Origin of the sequence: Acetivibrio cellulolyticus CD2 (assembly GCF_000179595.2) — a bacterium.
Classification (GTDB): Bacteria; Bacillota; Clostridia; order Acetivibrionales; family Acetivibrionaceae; genus Acetivibrio; species Acetivibrio cellulolyticus.
Genome location: NZ_JH556659.1, coordinates 900013 through 916626 on the forward strand (window position 1 = coordinate 900013; position 16614 = coordinate 916626).

A 16614-nucleotide genomic window follows, 5' to 3' on the forward strand; every position below is an offset into this window, starting at 1 on the left:
AAGGATGCAAATGGTTGGTCGAAAATGCGCCTAGGGTTTTAATTTAGTTCAAGAAACCCTTTGTGGAAGGAGAATACAAAATGGGGAATTATTCTAAAATACAATATGAACTTTTTGGAGAGAAAATCAGCAAAGAGGAGGCTGATAATAACGAGTACTACGAAATAGCATATTATAATGAAGCCGAGAAAAGAGTAAAAGTAGAATTGTTTGAAAATAAACAGCTTAGTCAACTTGTTTATCCGGACAAAGAACCTCCTTTTGAAGAAATAATCAGGGAGCATTTAGAATGCTACCCGAATATGAAAATGGAAATAGAGACACCAAAGGTATTTTTAGATGATGGAGGATATAAGTATACTTCATATATATACCTGCTACACAAAAATTTTGAGTTAGTAAAGGAGTGTTATTTCGATAAGGATGATAATTTGCTAAGAGAAGTCGAGCTGGATGAAAATAATAAACCTATTGTGATAAGTACTTATGTATATGATGAAAGTGGTGAACTTATAGAGGTAATAGAAGAAAGTCCTCAAGGAAATACAGTTGGGGGCTTGGATTTTGGAAATCCTCAGAAATTTTAAATTGGGGGCTTGAGACAATGCGAAGACAGGTCATTATTGGAGATATACATGGCTGTTATGATGAAGTGCAGTCTTTACTCGATAAAGTCGGATTGAATAAGGATGATGAAATAATTACAGTTGGAGATTTCTTGGACAGAGGGCCTAAATCTCTAGAAGTTGTAGAATTTTTAAGGAACAATGCAAATTTTTATTCAATTGTAGGAAATCATGAGAGAAAACATTTAAACAAAATTTATAATTACGCTCAGGAAATTACTAAACTAAAGCTTGGTCAGTATTATGAGGGAACAATTAATTGGATTAAAAACTTACCATACTACTATGAAAATAATGACGTGATAGTAGTTCATGCAGCATTAATTCCAGGTGTAAAGATGGAAAAGCAGCCACAAGAAGTATTATGTGGCTCTACTTCCGGCGAAAGGTATTTAGAACAAATACTGAAGGGGAAATACTGGTATGAAGTATATGAGGGAGATAAACCTGTAGTGTTTGGGCATCATTGTGTTGATAACCCGCTAATTTATAATGATCTTGTTTACGGCATTGATACTGGCGCATGTCATGGAGGATTTTTAACTGCAATTACTGTACCTGATTTTAAAGTATATTCGGTAAAGGCAAAAGAGGATTATTGGGAAGCTGAGAAGAAGAAATGGCAGAAATCGGTTGTGGTTAATCGACCTTGGAAAAGTATGAAATGGGAGCAGATTGAAAATGAGATTGAGCGATTTAAGAAATGTGAGGAAGAAGATATAAAAAAATATGCCAATGTATTGGAATTGTGGGTGAAGGAGCTAAAAAATTCTATTCCTAAAATAGTTAAAGCTATAGAGCAAATTACTAAACAAATATTAATGGATTATGGAGAAACTGGTTTTGGCGAGGTTTCCAAAAAGCATATTCTATCCTCATTTCTTTTTACATGTTATCATGGAAGACTAAATCTTGATGTTGTATCAAAGAAGTGTATATCACCTGAAAAGACACTGGAAATGGCTAAAATCCTAGATATACTGGTAGCAGAAAATCCCGAAGATTTGTCTTAAATTCTTCCACTATAAAAATATAAAAAAACACTTATTGCAGTTGAAGGGAATTTGTGTTACAATATTCCGTAATATTCATTAATTGAATGCGATGATAGAGATGAGTAAACGGTTGAAGCTGATATAAGAGAGAAGATATCATCGGCTGAGAGTATCTTTATAAAGCAAACTGTTGAAGTTCCCTCTTAAGCAGCATCCTGAACGTATTGTACCTGTTGGTGTTATATAACAAGTAGGAGATGCCGGTTTGCAGCCGTTATATGCAATGAGAGCTTATATGCTATTGGCGTATAAGAACATGGGTGGTACCGCGGAGAATGCTTTCGTCCCTTTTTGGGAATGAAGGCTTTTTATTTTGCCTCTTTTGGGCGAGACTAAATAGGCAAAATACTAAAAAGCAAAAGAGCCTTGATTGGATTGATAAAATTATAAATACGGATTAAAGGAGGAGTCTAAAGCATGAAAGAGCAGTTGAATAATATTAGAGTTCAGGCTGAAAATGAACTGGCTGCTGCCGAAACAATACAGGATATGGAGAATATCAGAGTAAAGTTCTTAGGAAAGAAGGGTGAACTCACTTCTGTGTTAAGAGGTATGGGAGCACTTTCAGCAGAAGAAAGACCTGTAATTGGGCAGATTGCCAACGAAGTAAGGGAAGCTCTCGAAAGCAAAATAGAGGACATTAAGAAGAAGCTTTTAGCAAATGAAAGAAATGCAAAGCTTGCACAGGAAGTTATTGATGTAACTATTCCTGGAAAAAGGAAAGTTTTAGGAAAGAAGCATCCGCTTACAATGGTAATGGATGAAATTAAAGATGTTTTTATTGGTATGGGCTATGAGATAGCGGAGGGTCCTGAAGTTGAAAAGGATTACTACAACTTTGAGGCTTTAAATTTGCCAAAGAATCACCCTGCAAGAGATACGCAGGACACATTCTATATTAATGAAAATATACTTTTAAGGACGCAGACTTCACCTGTACAGATAAGGGTTATGGAGAGCAAAAAGCCACCTATAAAGATTATCTGTCCTGGACGTGTTTACCGTTCTGATGCTGTTGACGCAACGCATTCACCGATATTCCATCAGGTAGAAGGTCTTGTTGTTGATAAGGGCGTGACAATGGGAGACCTTATCGGGACTTTAAAGATTTTCGCAAAGAGTCTGTTTGGTGAGAAGACTGATATTAGGCTTAGACCACATCACTTCCCATTTACCGAACCAAGTGCCGAGGTTGATGTTTCCTGCTGGACTTGTGGAGGAAAAGGCTGCAGAGTTTGTAAGAATGAGGGTTGGATTGAGATCCTCGGAGCGGGAATGGTTCATCCAAAAGTACTTGAAATATGTGGTATAGACCCTGAAATATACAGTGGATTTGCTTTTGGACTTGGAGCTGAGAGAACTGCAATGGGAAGATTTAATATTGACGATATGAGATTATTGTATGAAAACGATATAAGGTTTTTGAAACAGTTCTAAGCTTGATAATTAAAATTGCGAAAGGAGTAAAAAGGTTATGAAGGCACCGCTTAAATGGTTAAAAGACTACGTTGACATAAATGTGACCCCTAAGGAATTTGCTGATGCAATGACTCTGTCGGGATCAAAGGTTGAAGGAATAGAGGTACAGGGAGAAGAAATCAGTAAGATAGTTGTAGGAAAAATTATAGAAATTGAAAAGCACCCCGATGCAGATAAACTACAAGTTACAAAGGTTGATATAGGAAGTGAAGTAATTCAGGTTGTTACAGGGGCCCAGAATATAAAGCTCAATGACTATATTCCGGTAGCGCTCGTTGGGGCAACTCTTCCGGGTGACAAGAAAATATCAAAGGGGAAGCTTAGAGGAATTGAGTCAAACGGTATGATGTGCTCAATTGAAGAACTGAACCTCTCGAGAGAAGACTATCCTGATGCACCTGAGCATGGTATCTATATACTTGAGCCTGGACTTGAGCTTGGCAGTGATGTAAAAGAGGTAATGGGAATTAATGAAACTACCATAGATTTCGAAATTACTTCAAACAGACCGGATTGTCTAAGTATAATAGGCCTTGCAAGAGAAGCAGCTGTTACTTTAAAGAAGGAATTTAAAAAGCCTCAGGTTAAAGTGTTGGAAAAGGGCGACGAAGCGAAAAATTATGTTTCCGTTGAAATTAAAGACCCTGATTTGTGTCCAAGATATGCAGCTAGAGTTGTTAAGGATGTTAAGATAGGACCTTCACCTAAGTGGATGAAGGAAAGACTTAGAGCTGCAGGAGTAAGACCTATTAACAATATTGTTGATATAACCAACTATGTAATGTTAGAGTATGGACAGCCAATGCATGCTTTTGACTTAAAGGATGTTCAGGGAAACAAGATAATTGTAAGAAGAGCATTTGATGGAGAAACTCTTAAGACTCTTGATGATCAGGACAGAAATTTAGATTCATCCATGCTTGTTATTGCCGATGAAAGCAGAGCTATAGCTGTAGCAGGAGTTATGGGTGGAGCGAATTCCGAAATTTCAGATAATGCAAAGGCTATCCTGTTTGAATCTGCAAACTTCGAAGGAACCGCTGTAAGACTTGCTGCAAAGAAACTAGGACTGAGAACAGAAGCTTCAGGCCGTTTTGAAAAAGGTCTCGATGTGGAAAATGTTATACCGGCTGTTGACAGAGCAGTACAGTTAGTTGAAGAGCTAGGAGCAGGTACTGTTTGCAAGGGTATTGTAGACTGCTATGTGAAAAAGACTGAGCAGGTGACAATAACATTAAGACCTGACAAGATCAACGCTTTCCTTGGTACAAACATTTCAAAAGAAGAAATGGTAAGTATTTTGAAAGCTTTAGAATTTGAAGTAGATGGAAGCGGCATAGTAAAAGTACCAAGCTTCAGACCGGATGTTGAGAGAGAAGCGGATATAGCTGAAGAGATTGCAAGATTTTATGGATACAACAATATAGAGGCAACATTGCTATCGGGCAAGGCTGCAACTCTTGGTAAAAAGACATATAAGCAGAGTATAGAGGATTTGATTAAGGATACAATGATTTCTTGTGGTTTATATGAAGCCTTCACCTATTCATTCACCAGCCCTAAGGACTTCGATATGATAAATCTGCCTGAGGATAGTGCTCTTAGAAATGCTGTAGTAATATCAAATCCTTTAGGTGAGGACTTCAGCATTATGAGGACAACAACTATTCCTGATATGCTGACAGTAATTAGTACAAATTATAACAGAAGAATAGAAGAAGCAAGACTCTTTGAAATGTCATTCGTCTATTTGCCTGAAAGCTTACCAATAAAAGAACTTCCAAAGGAGAAACCTATACTTACTCTTGGAATGTATGGAGAAACCGATTTTTATGATTTAAAGGGAACTGTGGAAGAACTCCTTTCAAGGCTTGGAATAAAGGAATACGAATTTGCACCGGTTAAGGATAATTCTTCCTTCCACCCGGGAAGAACTGCAAGTTTAATGATTAAAGGCGAATATGCTGGAATAATTGGTGAGGTTCACCCTCAGGTATCAGAAAAGTTCGAGTGTCCTGAAAGGACGTATCTAGGAGTAATTGAGGTGGAGAGCCTTGTTAAAAATTCTGCATTGGAATCTCAATATAAGCCGCTCCCAAAATTCCCGGCGGTTTCAAGAGATATTGCAATGCTTGTTAAAGACGAGATAATGGTAAAACAGATAGAAGATATTATAAAACAAAGGTCAGGCAAGATACTTGAAGATATCAAATTATTTGATGTATACAAGGGTAAACAGGTGCCGGAAGGTATGAAGAGTGTAGCCTATTCCATAACCTTCAGAGCCTCAGATAGGACGCTTACGGACGAAGAAGTGGGTAAGACTATGACAAAGATCCTTGAGGGATTAAGAACTAACCTTGAGGCACAGCTTAGAGAGTAATTAAGGTGGCGAGTGGAAATAAAAAATGCCGGTATCTATGATCAGATACCGGTATTTTTTTATTCTACCTCTTTCGAACGAAGTGAAAGAGGCAAAATCGACGGGGCTAAATGCCCCCGAGATTTTGTTAGAAGGGGCTCTGTGTTGAAGTGTATTAGCTTTTTTCTTACTAAACCATTTGGTTTTCTGCCATCTGTATCATTTTTTTTACCATCTGTCCACCTATTGGTCCACCTTCTGAACCGTTGACTTTTGCGGAAACATCACCCTTGTAGTGATCATTGTTTTCCTTTACAAACTGTAGATGCCCTATTTCCTGTGCGCATTCCATCTTAAATTTTGTCAAAGCGTCCCTGCTTTCAGGAACTAAAGGAGTCTTTGGTCTAGACATATTATTCACCAACCTTAATTTTAATTTGGTTTACAATAATATTTTTTACGTATATTTAAAAATCTTGCATAGTAATTTTAGGATTTGTTATTAAATCTTTATGTTTTTCTCTGAAATTCGAATAATTGTAAGAGGTGTTATGTTATGAAACAAATTTACAATTAGTACTCCTGAGAAGGTACTACATAACACAGATATATTTACACATAATAAGGATAGTTGAAAGGATTTCAAGATATGGAGGCGGAAAATGCAAAAAGAAAATGAAGTATATAAATTTTATGAAAATTTAGATCGTTCAATATTTTTAGACAATGAATATAAAGAATATGCCGATTATGACAGTCCACTTCCAATTGGCTATGAGCAGACGATTTCTCAGCCGAGTCTTGTTTGTGAAATGACTTTAATATTAGGAATTGATAATAATAAAAAAGTTTTAGAAATAGGTACCGGTTCGGGATATCAAACAGCTTTTTTAGCCAATTTTGCAAAGGAAGTATATACAGTAGAAAAAATTGGGGAGTTATCTGAAAAAGCCCAAAAAAGGCTTAAGAATTTAGGCTACAATAACGTCAAATTCAATATAGGTGATGGAAGTAAAGGCTGGAATGAATATGCGCCATTTGATCGGATAATTGTTACTGCAGGTGCCGGAGCAATGCCACAGGAGTTGATCATGCAGCTTGACTCAAATGGAAGACTGTTGGTGCCTGTGGGGAAAAGAGGGTCGCAAAAGTTAATGCTTGTTGAAAAAGACATGCACGGAAACATTAAGGAGACTTCTCTTGGAAAAGTGACCTTTGTAGAACTTAAAGGGGATTATGGATGGAAAAATTAGAATACTCTATTGCTTTGAAACAAATCATTTGTTAATATATAGTCAATGTGTGACAAGTATTCATGGACATAGAAATGTCTCAAAATCAATTATATATTGGAGGTTTTATAAATGGAAAGAATTAAGTTTGACTATTCAAAAGCCAGTGAGTTTGTACAGGAAAGTGAAGTATGCTGTCTTGACAGCTTTATAAAATCAGCTCACGATATGCTCCACAATAAGACTGGAGCAGGTAATGATTTTGTAGGTTGGGTTGACCATCCACTAAATTATGACAAGGAAGAGTTTGCTAGAATAAAAAAAGCTGCAGAAAAAATAAAATCAGACTCTGACGCTTTGATCGTAATAGGTATTGGCGGATCATATCTTGGAGCTAAAGCTGCAATCGATATGCTTTCACATTCATTCCACAACGTAATGCCAAAATCAAAAAGAAAAACTCCAGAAATCTATTTTGTAGGAAATAATATTAGCTCTACATATATTGCTGATCTATTGGAAGTAATAGAAGGCAAAGAGATATCAGTAAATATTATTTCAAAATCCGGTACTACTACAGAGCCAGCCATTGGATTCAGGATTTTTAAGGAGTACATGGAGAACAAGTACGGAAAAGAAGGAGCAACAAAGAGAATTTATGCAACAACGGATAAAGCTAAGGGAGCATTGAAAAAGCTCGCAACAGAAGAAGGCTATGAGACTTTTGTTGTACCGGATGATATCGGAGGAAGATTCTCAGTATTGACAGCTGTTGGATTACTTCCAATAGCAGTATCAGGTGCAGATATTGACAGCATGATGAAAGGTGCATATGATGCTTATCAGCTTTATAACAACACAAACCTTGCTGAAAATGATTGCTACAAATATGCAGCAGTAAGAAATGCTTTATATAGAAAAGGTAAGTCAATTGAAATTATGGTAAACTACGAACCATCACTTCATTTCTTTACAGAATGGTGGAAGCAGCTGTATGGTGAAAGTGAAGGAAAAGACCAAAAAGGTATATTCCCTGCAGGTGTAGATTTCACAACTGATTTACATTCCATGGGCCAATATATTCAGGACGGACTCAGAAACCTTTTCGAGACTGTAGTTAAGGTTGAGAAACCAAGAAAGAATATTACAATCAAACAGGATAAGGATAATCTCGATGGTTTGAACTTCATTGCAGGAAAGGATATTGATTTTGTTAATAAGAAGGCTATGGAAGGAACTTTACTTGCTCACAATGATGGAGGAGTTCCAAACCTTATGATTACTATACCAGAGCTCAATGAATATTACTTTGGAAACATGGTATATTTCTTCGAGAAGGCATGTGGAATAAGCGGATACTTGCTAGGCGTAAATCCATTTGATCAACCTGGAGTTGAGGCATATAAGAAAAATATGTTTGCACTGTTAGGTAAGCCTGGATTTGAAGATGCTAAGAAGAAACTCGAAGAACGTCTTTCGAAGTAAAAATAGAACTTAGGCTATTCCTTAATAAAATGGGGCATACTTTTGAGGTTTGCCCCGTTTTTGTTGCCTTATGGAAAGTACAAGACTGTAATTTCGGGCCGTGATAAAAATCGTAGAGGAAATAAAACATTTCCAAGACCGCTGTTTATATATATGATCATATTGTTTAGCTTGTTAAGGCCCTTTTTTATACCCATTTTGCATATTTTCTCGCCCCTTAACAACTTGAACTCAAGGTCAAATGGCATCCAGATCTGCCCGCCATGAAAATGGCCGCATAATAGAAAGTCAACTCTACCAACAGGAAGTTGTAGAGCTATGTCAGGATTATGAGAAAAGGCTATATTTGCTGTTACATTGCTCTTACAATGCTCAAGGGCTCTTTTTATGTCATGGCGTTTAGATCGTAAGTCTTCTATACCAATTATATTATAAGCGCTTGATCCTTTCTCGAAATACAAAGAATCATTAAGAAGTACATTAATACCTCTTTTCTCTATTTCAGATATAAACATCAAAAGCCCGGCTTCATTTTTATAGAAAGCTTTATAATCATGATTTCCAAAGCATAGAAACACTTTATGATTACCTTTTATCTTTTCGAGAAAACTAAGAAAAGTAGGTATTTGTTTGACGTTGTCGATATAATCTCCTGTTAAAATAATAAAATCAGGCTTTTCTTCATCTACGGCATTAAGGATTTTTTCTATGCTAACTTTCAGAAATTTTATATGAATATCGGAAAGCTGAATGACCTTAAGATGTTTGGCACTTTTGGTTAAATATACTTTTTTAACTTTTAACATGGTTGTTTCAATACGCATATATATAAGAACAATAAAAATAATTGCTAAAATTATATACAAAAAACTCATCATATTTCTCCAGACATTATTTATAGATTCTACTATACATACTAATATACCAGCTAGTGCTTTTTAAAACAACAGATTTCTGGTTTTAATATCCTGTAGATTTGCCTGTGGTCAGAGTTATATAATTTTATTTGGGGGTGTGTATTATGTTTTTTGAAAAAGATTATGATTTGCTTCCTAGAACTTATTCTGTTAAAAGCTACAGGAGAAAAGAGTCAAAACTACTCAAAAGGTTGGCAAGTTTGAGTATGTTTCTATTGATTTTGTCCATAGCTGTTTTTGTGTTTATTCTATTTGTAGTAAAGTAATTAAATCGAAATATATTCATATCTCTATTCAGACTGTCTCTAAATTTGTATCGCAGCGGTAAGTGAAAGCAAAGTAATAATAGCATAATAATAGCCGCTGCGATAACTACAAATCATATACTTTTCTATAAATCTTTTAATATTGGATTTAAAATTTTTAATAATATACTAAAGTTAAGAAGGATTTTTGGAATAAATATAGAAATAATAATATGTAGTTTCTTTGATTTTTTATATCTCAGTTCAGGTAATATATTTATTCAAATAATTGTTTCCAATTTAGACTCAAATTAAAAGAAACCTAAATGTACCAGGAGGTGCTGTATGAAAAGTCGGTTAAAAAGATTTTTAAGTCCTTTGGGTATTGCTTACATCATTGTTGTTTGTATAACATTATTTGCTGCAATATTTATCTATGTAATGTCGGGTGGAAATATTAAATCGAGTATTTCTATGACAATCATTTGCTGTACAATTGCGGTTGTAATAAATGTAGCAACAAATATGACTTTTAAAAGAGTAATTAAAAATGTGAATACAGATATTGAAAAGGCAAGTCAGGGTGATTTTGTACATATGATTGCTACAGAAAATACAGGTATTATTAAGACGATATCTGTTGCTGTTAATTCTATAATAACTGAAATGCGTGCACTTGTTGAAAAGTTTTTTTCTATGTCCTCGCTTATTATGGAATCTACAGGTAAAGTGAGTACAGCTTCAGAAATGGCATCAAAGGCCATGAGCGAAATAGCTGTAACGGTGGACGAAATAGCTAAAGGAGCATCTTCGCAAGCGAGCGAAGCTCAGCAGGGTGTTTTTTTAGTGGATAAATTATCAGAGCAGATTAGTTTAGTATATCAAAGCTACAGCAGTGTTACTGAAGATACGAGGAAGATAAATGAGTTAAATAGCATTGGCCTTCAATCGGTTAAAGTGTTAAGGGATAAATCGAAAGAAAACTATGATACTACTGAAAAGATATTTTCAGTAGTCGAAAAGTTGACAAATAGTGCAAAAGATATTGGAAGCTTTGTTGAATCTATTGAGAATATAGCCGAGCAGACAAATCTCCTTGCTTTGAACGCGGCAATAGAAGCAGCTAGAGCTGGTGAGGCTGGAAGAGGATTTGCTGTTGTTGCTGATGAAGTCAGAAAACTTGCAGACCAAAGCAGACAATCAACCGAAGAGATTAATACATTAATGAATAGTATACAGGAAGAGTCTATGTTGGCAATTGAATCTATGGGAATTATGAAGAAAGTATCAGCTGATCAGAATACAGCTGTAAATAAAACAGACAGCGCATTTAGCGACATTGCTAATGCAATAGATTCAATAGTTCTTAAAATCAACGATGTTAATCAGGCAGTTGCAAAAATGCAAAATGATAAAACTGAGGTAATATCAGCGATTGAAAACATCTCTGCCGTATCTGAACAAACAGCAGCATTTAGTGAAGAGGTGGCAGCTACTTCAGAGCAGCAATTAAAATATATAGAAGATATGAGGGATGCTTCCGGAAGACTTGATAATTTGGTTAATGAACTTGCTGATAAATTAAGTAAGTATAAGATAGGTTAGATAAATTACTGATAAAAATACTAAATTTGACTGTTGACAAAAGGACTTTTCACAAGTATAATAGGTTTTGTCGTCAAATTGATATGCTTGCGGATGTGGCGGAATTGGCAGACGCGCTAGACTTAGGATCTAGTGTCGACGACGTGGGGGTTCAAGTCCCTTCATCCGCACCAAAGGGTTTGAGGGATTTTTAAATCTTTCAAACCTTTTAATTTTCCTCATTTTCTAACGTCTAAAAAATCTTCTGGCGGATTCATTCCATTAAGCGTTTTAGCCATGTTTACTTTTGTTCTTTATTGATATGGGATGATTAAGAATAGAAAAAGCGATCATTTCATTGCATTGTGGTCGCTTTTTGTGTCTCTTAAGGTTTATACAAGGTATGGTTGCAACTCTTGCTCTGCAAATGAATCTAACTGGTGATCCACGTTCGTACGGTGATACGGGCTTTAAAGCCCAACCAACTCAATCGAGGTATATATGAAAGCTTGAAGACGGGACACTTTATGCGACGGGATCATAAGTCCCAACAATCCATACGTCCTTTACCTCAGGTCTTTAATAACAATAGTATATAACATATAAAATTACATACCCAGATTGAACTGGTTATATTACGAGTATACGAACAACAGATTGACACAAGGGCTCATAGACATAATGTATAATAAGAATTAAAAACCGATTTGAGCTTATAGTATATTATCACAGATAAAAAAGCATGAATGAAAATAGTGGTATTTTAATAAACGATTTTTACCAAAACAAAAAAGCTATAGAATCACACCTTCCTTTGACTCTATAGCTTCATCTAAATTTATTTGACAAATGGATGATTTTTTACGGAGTATAACGAATAGTTATCTTCTTTTCGGTATCATTCCACTCAATAGTTGCTCCAAGATTTTCGGTAACAAATCTTAGAGGCAGCATAGTTCTTTCTTTTATAATCGCAGGAGCAACGTCAAGGGCTTTTTTCTCAGTCCCAACAATGCTTTCCGTTTTATCAATCCATAATTTTATTGTTTTACCCTTTAAAATAATGTCAACTCTTCTTTCATTTCCATCCCATGCAATATTTCCGCCCATCGCTTCGATAATTGACCTGATAGGAACCAACGTTCTGTTATTTACGATTACAGGTGACGTATTTCTTCCAGGGTCAACTTCTTTTTCTACATTATTTACAGTCATTTTGGATTTGTTGATTTGAAGCTCAATTACGCCTGATGCACTTTTCATAACATCTTCGTACATTGTTTTAACATCAGTGGCATTAAGTGCATAGTTGTACAATTTGAGATCATCTATCATACCGTAAAATTCTCTATTTGTAGAACCATCATAATTTCCAATAAATAATGAACCCTCAGTTTTTTTCAATATTTTATCTTCATCACTTACAGCTTTTGATTTTATAAATTTATCATCCTGATAAATTGAAACATTGCCATTATCAAAAGTTAATGTAAGCATACACCACTTTTCTCCTATAAGCGGCATTTCTTTTCCGGAAGAAACACGGGTAGTATTATAATCGTTACCATCAAACTCTCCCATTCCCTGTTTACTATGATAAAGGGCAACATAATATGGGGAATATTTATTTCCCTTTTTTAAAATAAGAGTTCTTATTCCGCTCCAATTGTCTTTATCTACATTCGGACTCATTTTTACCCACATTGAAGCTGTAAAAGATGAGCTGAAATCAAGCAAATCATTATCCTTAACTTCTATGTATCCATTTCCGAATTGTGCACTTTTTCCTAAAATACCTTCTGAAAAAGGAACATCACCTTTAATTTCTCCATCAAGAGAATTGCCGGAAGAATCCTTAAAATCGTCATCAAATTTGTAATGTGCGATTAACTTGTTACTGTCTGCTGAAAAACATTGAAAACTAAATGCAGAAATTGTGATTAAAAAAACAAGTACAAAACTAAGTACATTTCTTGATTTCATACTTATACCTCCTAAGAAAAAATATATTATTTTAAAATTTATTATACATATTAAAATAATATTATAATATCAAATATTTGCTCTACTTTAATAAATTATTGCCTTGAATTATAAAATACTCCCTAGATATTGGGATAGCTTTAGCTGCTAGAGTGATATGGATTTAATAAATGCTGATGGGGTAATACCTGTCTTTCTTTTAAAAACTGAAGTAAAGTGACTATGATTTGAAAAACCCAGCATATAGCTAACTTCAGTAATGGAATATTTCTTTGATTTGAAAAGATCAACAGCCTTATTGATTTTTAGATCCATATAGTATTCATAAGGGGTTTTGCCGGTAGAATCTTTAAATAAGCGTGAAAAGTAATAAGGACTTAAGTTTGAAACTTTGCACAAAGTTTCAAGAGAAAAATCTGTAGCAGTATTTTCCCACAAAAAATCTATAGCCCTATTAATATCAATTCTTGATGAATAATGCCTTTTTTGATTCTGATTGGGTAAATTGTTTTTTAATTCCCTTAAAACATTAATTGATATCTGAATTGCAATGCTATCAAGCACAAACTGATAGCCAGACTGTCTGGTTTTGCATTCATCTATAAAAAGATTGATATAGTGTATCAGAATACTACTGAGGTAATTATTCACGTTATCAAAGGATACCTTGCTTCTGTTAAAGGCATCTTTTGATAATTCCTGGAGTTTTTTCTTTTCTATAAACATCGCCAAGTAATCAATTTCTTCTAGATTGTGTTGTTGGGATACCTCTAACACTTGATCGGGGTTTGTAGAAAAGATATGAGCTTTATATAAAATTTTTTCTTTTTGATCAACAGATATAGGTGGAACATCTTTTTTGGGCAAAACAAAATGAAAACAATCAAATGAAGTTTCTCCGTAAGCAAAGCATTCGGGCTTAAATAACGCTAAGTCTGCAGAACAATACGAGTCGTGTTTAATATGGGAGTCATCTTTTATTTTGTTAACAACTCTATTCTCAAACATATATTTACACCTCAATAAGTAAATGTTTACATTTTGATATGTATATATTATAGCATATAAAATAACAAGTGCTTTATATAATATATATTGGGATACTATCTCCACTACTTGCAAATATGTGACAAAGGCAACGGGACATATGAAGGAATATGCAATCAGGATATGGGACTGCCTAAAAGAAGCAGATTTAGAAGAAATGGGGCTTGTTTTCAACGAACTGCACATGTCAACAGAAAGTGAATCAAAGAGAATTGAAATAAAAGAAAGCTGGGATTATTTCAAAAATAATTGGGATGGTATCAGGGTACAGGAAGAAGAATATGACGCATCGTTGGATGCAGTGCAGAAGGACATAACAGTCATATACTTACAGCTAGAATGAGTAGCCGACCGATGGGATGGAGTAAGGATGGGGCCGACAAAATGGCCAGGTTAAGAGCAGTTAAGGCAAACAATGGCAAAGTAATTGATTTTGTTAGAGCACAGAAAAAAGAGGAAAAGCTCTATTTAGTAACGAAAAAGATTATGAAGGAAACATCACAGGGCTTAAAATCAAGGATTAATGAAAAAGTTTGTAATCTTGAGGTCTTTAAAATAGGAAAATTAACAGGGCTTTATAAGGCTCTAAAGGCCATTTAGAAGAAAGACAGCTAAGGTGTGGTCTCTGAACAATTTTCCTACAGTAAATTGACACGATCCTTAGATATGAGCGGGGCTATCGAGAGTATGTTTTTGTGGTATAATATTAGTAGATCTATTTTAGAGAAGGTGATTTATATGAAGTGGAGTGAAGTAAGAAGTATATATCCCAATCAATTTGTAAAGTTTGAAGTGTTGGAATCTCATATAAAAGAGAATAAAGAATTTGTTGATGAGATGGCTGTTATAGGTCCTGTTGCAGATGATGAAGCAACAAAGGAACTTTTGCATGCAAAAGACAAGATATTAGTTTATCACACATCTAGAGATAATGTTGTTCTAAAGATCAGGTCAAGAATTGGGTTGAGGAGAGTATACAAAGAATGAATTCAATGCATACAAAGGTAGTAATGAATAACGGGTCGCTCACCAAACCTTTTCTGGTTTCAGAATAGGTAATTACATATACCAAAGAATTCCGAGAAAAATTTGCAATAGTTAAATTCATGTTACTTTCAACAACTTCCATATATTCGTTTATTACTTGCTATTTATCTTATAGGAACTTTTTTAACAATAGAAAGCAGCTTGTACATATTAAAAATTAGCTCAAAGTCCATGTGCTTGAGTCCGAATTTTGTTACATGGACTTTATTTTTTCTTCATCAATATCTTGGCAAACCCGCTAAATCCGCCAAGGACAATTTACTAACGATTTCATACCCGTTTCCCTGTCCCAATGGCCTAATAATGACTGTCCCCATGTCTGGAACTTGGCCCAAGCCAACCCTTTCTGGAAAACTATGAGCAATGATAACCCTGTTACTGCTTAATGGCGGTTTAACTTCTAGCTTTAATTTAAGATGGTCTAATACTCTACTTTGTTCAGCACTAGAGAGATTTCTGCTTAACCTATAAACCTCAAACCAGAATGGGTCTATTTGGATACCCATACTTCCGAAAGCTAATTGTGCTGTTTGAATAGCTCTACAAAAAGGGCTAGTTTGGATGGGATAACTAATAGGAATTTGCAGATTACGGAGTGTTTGCCCGTAATAAACTGCTTGCATTCTTCCCATTTCAGAAAGATTTCTACCCTAAAAGATTAAAATATGATACAATTGTTGTTAAGTAAGAGGATTCTATTTTAATTTAGCATGCAAGGTTGAAAATAAGAAAAGTTAAACTATAGTTACATATACGAAAATTTTATTGTAATTGTAAGTTGTATAAAATCGGGCGCAGACCGACGCGCCCTGCGTCGTGTTTTTAGGGATGGCTTTGAGGATATTATAAAAATCTAAAGGGACAATAATAAGCAATAAACTGATAATGAGAGAATATGGGTGAAAGCATGGAATTAAATTATATTGATATAAAAAAGGAATTTGTTAATTGCTTAGAAAAACACGAACTTATAGTATTATCGACTTGTTTAAAAGACAAGGTAAAATCACGTATGATGTGTTTTGTTAATGATGAGCTTGTAATATATTTATTAACAGGTAAACGCTCAAATAAATGCAAACAAATTGAAGGAAATGATAATGTATCTTTATGTATTGATAATATTCAGATAGAGGGTAAAGCAAAGATAATTGGAAGTCCTATGGATGAAAATAATACAGAAATAAGTAAAATCTTTAAAAGTAGACATTCAGCGTATTACAAACGTTTTGCACATTTTAAAGTGGCAACTTTTATTGAAATAAGGTGTGAGTATTTAAAACAATGGAAATTCGAAAATGGCAGAGATTATTATTACTGTCTTAATGTTGTTAAAGAAAAAGCGGAAAAGCATACTTGAGGGCTGCAAATGGATCAAACAGATTGCTATTTTGGAATTAAAATTAACAATAGTGGTACAGTGTGACAAAGTATAGTTTTGTCTCCGGTCATCCATGGCCTGGGTAGGGCAGAGAAGTTTTAACCGAGGAAGAATCGAGAAAAAATATACTTCCGTACCCGAGCATAAAGAAAGTATTTACAAGGCGGGTCA

The 16614-nt window shown here is 34.8% G+C and carries 16 protein-coding genes, 1 tRNA gene, 1 pseudogene and 1 other annotated feature; of the genes and pseudogenes, 13 read left to right on the top strand and 5 right to left on the bottom strand.

Annotated elements, in window-relative coordinates:
* Nucleotides 1-80 precede the first annotated feature (80 nt).
* The 4 genes from ACECE_RS0223885 to pheT all read left to right on the top strand — a co-directional run bounded on the left by ACECE_RS0223885 (nt 81) and on the right by pheT (nt 5543).
* Nucleotides 81-587 carry a hypothetical protein gene (locus ACECE_RS0223885; protein ID WP_010251958.1) on the top strand — a complete coding sequence of 169 codons (507 nt, stop codon included), beginning with the start codon at nt 81-83 and terminating at the stop codon, nt 585-587.
* 17 nt (nt 588-604) lie between these two features.
* A complete protein-coding gene (locus tag ACECE_RS0223890; RefSeq protein ID WP_010251959.1) occupies nt 605-1639 on the top strand; it encodes a metallophosphoesterase family protein in 1035 nt (344 codons plus the stop codon).
* Between the two features lie 82 nt (nt 1640-1721).
* Nucleotides 1722-1973, top strand: a binding site (T-box leader).
* A gap of 125 nt (nt 1974-2098) precedes the next feature.
* Nucleotides 2099-3118, top strand: a complete 1020-nt coding sequence (pheS, locus tag ACECE_RS0223900; protein ID WP_010251962.1) for a phenylalanine--tRNA ligase subunit alpha — start codon at nt 2099-2101, stop codon at nt 3116-3118.
* A 37-nt stretch (nt 3119-3155) separates the two neighbouring features.
* Nucleotides 3156-5543, top strand: a complete 2388-nt coding sequence (pheT, locus tag ACECE_RS0223905; RefSeq protein WP_010251965.1) for a phenylalanine--tRNA ligase subunit beta — start codon at nt 3156-3158, stop codon at nt 5541-5543.
* A gap of 169 nt (nt 5544-5712) precedes the next feature.
* On the opposite strand, the gene ACECE_RS0223910 is transcribed toward pheT, so the two are convergent.
* Nucleotides 5713-5934 (bottom strand): alpha/beta-type small acid-soluble spore protein, encoded by a 222-nt coding sequence (locus ACECE_RS0223910; RefSeq protein WP_010251967.1) that lies wholly within the window; start codon nt 5932-5934, stop codon nt 5713-5715.
* 250 nt (nt 5935-6184) lie between these two features.
* Here ACECE_RS0223910 and ACECE_RS0223915 point away from each other — a divergent pair, with 250 nt between their 5' ends.
* Both ACECE_RS0223915 and ACECE_RS0223920 read left to right on the top strand, forming a co-directional pair.
* Nucleotides 6185-6775, top strand: a complete 591-nt coding sequence (locus ACECE_RS0223915) for a protein-L-isoaspartate(D-aspartate) O-methyltransferase (protein ID WP_010251970.1) — start codon at nt 6185-6187, stop codon at nt 6773-6775.
* 111 nt (nt 6776-6886) lie between these two features.
* Entirely contained in the window at nt 6887-8239 is a 1353-nt protein-coding gene (locus ACECE_RS0223920; RefSeq protein ID WP_010251971.1) for a glucose-6-phosphate isomerase, read from the top strand.
* Between the two features lie 68 nt (nt 8240-8307).
* On the opposite strand, the gene ACECE_RS0223925 is transcribed toward ACECE_RS0223920, so the two are convergent.
* The gene (locus ACECE_RS0223925; protein ID WP_456049046.1) at nt 8308-9063 is read right to left on the bottom strand and encodes a metallophosphoesterase; all 756 of its coding nucleotides are present in this window, start codon (nt 9061-9063) and stop codon (nt 8308-8310) included.
* Nucleotides 9064-9260: 197 nt separating this feature from the next.
* On the opposite strand from ACECE_RS0223925, the gene ACECE_RS31380 reads away from it, so the two are divergent.
* From ACECE_RS31380 to ACECE_RS0223940, 3 genes are all read left to right on the top strand, one after another.
* Complete coding sequence (locus ACECE_RS31380; protein WP_010251976.1) at nt 9261-9422, top strand: hypothetical protein; 162 nt, start codon at nt 9261-9263, stop codon at nt 9420-9422.
* A 324-nt stretch (nt 9423-9746) separates the two neighbouring features.
* Nucleotides 9747-11006, top strand: coding sequence for a methyl-accepting chemotaxis protein (locus tag ACECE_RS0223935; RefSeq protein WP_010251978.1), 1260 nt, complete (start codon nt 9747-9749; stop codon nt 11004-11006).
* Nucleotides 11007-11095: 89 nt separating this feature from the next.
* A tRNA-Leu gene (locus tag ACECE_RS0223940) sits at nt 11096-11179 on the top strand.
* A gap of 667 nt (nt 11180-11846) precedes the next feature.
* Here the strand turns inward: ACECE_RS0223940 and ACECE_RS29830 are convergent.
* Entirely contained in the window at nt 11847-12968 is a 1122-nt protein-coding gene (locus ACECE_RS29830; protein ID WP_010251980.1) for a stalk domain-containing protein, read from the bottom strand.
* A 147-nt stretch (nt 12969-13115) separates the two neighbouring features.
* A complete protein-coding gene (locus tag ACECE_RS0223950) occupies nt 13116-13976 on the bottom strand; it encodes a helix-turn-helix domain-containing protein (protein ID WP_010251989.1) in 861 nt (286 codons plus the stop codon).
* A 118-nt stretch (nt 13977-14094) separates the two neighbouring features.
* Between ACECE_RS0223950 and ACECE_RS32460 the strand changes: the two genes are divergently transcribed.
* From ACECE_RS32460 to ACECE_RS0223965, 3 genes are all read left to right on the top strand, one after another.
* A complete protein-coding gene (locus ACECE_RS32460) occupies nt 14095-14358 on the top strand; it encodes a UPF0236 family transposase-like protein (protein WP_026073983.1) in 264 nt (87 codons plus the stop codon).
* Complete coding sequence (locus ACECE_RS32465) at nt 14355-14615, top strand: hypothetical protein (RefSeq protein WP_407636679.1); 261 nt, start codon at nt 14355-14357, stop codon at nt 14613-14615. Before ACECE_RS32460 ends, ACECE_RS32465 begins: the two co-directional genes overlap by 4 nt.
* Nucleotides 14616-14753: 138 nt before the next feature.
* The gene (locus ACECE_RS0223965) at nt 14754-15002 is read left to right on the top strand and encodes a hypothetical protein (protein WP_010251994.1); all 249 of its coding nucleotides are present in this window, start codon (nt 14754-14756) and stop codon (nt 15000-15002) included.
* A gap of 278 nt (nt 15003-15280) precedes the next feature.
* On the opposite strand, the pseudogene ACECE_RS28755 reads toward ACECE_RS0223965, so the two are convergent.
* Nucleotides 15281-15709 (bottom strand): annotated as a pseudogene (locus tag ACECE_RS28755) (histidine phosphatase family protein); the annotation flags it as partial.
* Nucleotides 15710-15957: 248 nt separating this feature from the next.
* On the opposite strand from ACECE_RS28755, the gene ACECE_RS0223975 reads away from it, so the two are divergent.
* Nucleotides 15958-16422 (top strand): pyridoxamine 5'-phosphate oxidase family protein, encoded by a 465-nt coding sequence (locus tag ACECE_RS0223975; protein ID WP_010251998.1) that lies wholly within the window; start codon nt 15958-15960, stop codon nt 16420-16422.
* The last annotated feature ends 192 nt before the right edge of the window (nt 16423-16614 follow it).

What these genes read in the sequence shown, in the direction of transcription:
- ACECE_RS29830 (WP_010251980.1), bottom strand. Translation starts at nt 12,968, where the DNA reads ATGAAATCAAGAAATGTACTTAGTTTTGTACTTGTTTTTTTAATCACA.
- pheT (WP_010251965.1), top strand. Translation starts at nt 3,156, where the DNA reads ATGAAGGCACCGCTTAAATGGTTAAAAGACTACGTTGACATAAATGTG.
- ACECE_RS0223965 (WP_010251994.1), top strand. Translation starts at nt 14,754, where the DNA reads ATGAAGTGGAGTGAAGTAAGAAGTATATATCCCAATCAATTTGTAAAG.
- ACECE_RS0223925 (WP_456049046.1), bottom strand. Translation starts at nt 9,063, where the DNA reads ATGCGTATTGAAACAACCATGTTAAAAGTTAAAAAAGTATATTTAACC.
- ACECE_RS0223915 (WP_010251970.1), top strand. Translation starts at nt 6,185, where the DNA reads ATGCAAAAAGAAAATGAAGTATATAAATTTTATGAAAATTTAGATCGT.
- ACECE_RS0223935 (WP_010251978.1), top strand. Translation starts at nt 9,747, where the DNA reads ATGAAAAGTCGGTTAAAAAGATTTTTAAGTCCTTTGGGTATTGCTTAC.
- ACECE_RS0223890 (WP_010251959.1), top strand. Translation starts at nt 605, where the DNA reads ATGCGAAGACAGGTCATTATTGGAGATATACATGGCTGTTATGATGAA.
- pheS (WP_010251962.1), top strand. Translation starts at nt 2,099, where the DNA reads ATGAAAGAGCAGTTGAATAATATTAGAGTTCAGGCTGAAAATGAACTG.
- ACECE_RS32465 (WP_407636679.1), top strand. Translation starts at nt 14,355, where the DNA reads ATGAGTAGCCGACCGATGGGATGGAGTAAGGATGGGGCCGACAAAATG.
- ACECE_RS0223950 (WP_010251989.1), bottom strand. Translation starts at nt 13,976, where the DNA reads ATGTTTGAGAATAGAGTTGTTAACAAAATAAAAGATGACTCCCATATT.
- ACECE_RS0223885 (WP_010251958.1), top strand. Translation starts at nt 81, where the DNA reads ATGGGGAATTATTCTAAAATACAATATGAACTTTTTGGAGAGAAAATC.
- ACECE_RS31380 (WP_010251976.1), top strand. Translation starts at nt 9,261, where the DNA reads ATGTTTTTTGAAAAAGATTATGATTTGCTTCCTAGAACTTATTCTGTT.
- ACECE_RS0223975 (WP_010251998.1), top strand. Translation starts at nt 15,958, where the DNA reads ATGGGTGAAAGCATGGAATTAAATTATATTGATATAAAAAAGGAATTT.
- ACECE_RS0223920 (WP_010251971.1), top strand. Translation starts at nt 6,887, where the DNA reads ATGGAAAGAATTAAGTTTGACTATTCAAAAGCCAGTGAGTTTGTACAG.
- ACECE_RS0223910 (WP_010251967.1), bottom strand. Translation starts at nt 5,934, where the DNA reads ATGTCTAGACCAAAGACTCCTTTAGTTCCTGAAAGCAGGGACGCTTTG.